Raw genomic sequence first — 587 nt, 5'->3', positions numbered from 1 at the left:
GACCTCGCGCGACAATTAGGAAACCTTCGACCTCGACCGCAGGCGCTTATCGTAATTGACGCTGCCGCTCATCCCAATCGTCGCTCTATAATCACGTGAAAAAAAGACTGCGCATGCGAGCGAGAAGAGGAACGCGCTTTCGTTTTCTGGACCTATGTCGCGGCGCTCGCGCCTTCGGACAAATTGCGGGAGGCGGCGGAGCAGGTGGGCAGGGAAGAGCTTGGTCACGTCGCGACGCTGTGGCACGAACGAAGGCGTGCGTTCCACGCGCAACGGGCGGCATCTTCCGCCGGCAACGAGAATTGGAGCCTCGACGTCCTCGAACGGCGGCTGTCGGATCATCTCGGGAATGCGGCTGCAATTGCCGGCGATGAAGCAGCTGAATCGTTGAAGAAGCTGGCGTGGGAGGCCGGCGACCGCGCGGACAGTCTTTCCCGAGCGCTTTTCGGCGACTCGCTGCTGTTGCAATGAGCTCCGGCAGAGACCGCGGACCGGACAGGGGAATCGCATTTGGGATTTGGCGTATCGCTTTGAGCTGAAATGGATTCGGATGTCGGCCTTTGCGAAAGGAGCCGCCGATGTCCTGG

General features: G+C 60.6%; 1 protein-coding gene. It reads left to right on the top strand.

Going from position 1 to position 587, the window contains the following annotated elements; genetic code table 11:
- The first annotated feature begins 183 nt into the window (after positions 1–183).
- Positions 184–471 (top strand): hypothetical protein, encoded by a 288-nt coding sequence (locus VQ044_RS25540; RefSeq protein ID WP_327650480.1) that lies wholly within the window; start codon positions 184–186, stop codon positions 469–471.
- The last annotated feature ends 116 nt before the right edge of the window (positions 472–587 follow it).

This window comes from Aurantimonas sp. C2-5-R2, assembly GCF_036549495.1.
GTDB classification, from domain to species: domain Bacteria; phylum Pseudomonadota; class Alphaproteobacteria; order Rhizobiales; family Rhizobiaceae; genus Aurantimonas; species Aurantimonas coralicida_A.
Note: the sequence above shows the minus strand (reverse complement) of the source record. Positions and strands in the feature narration are given on the sequence as shown.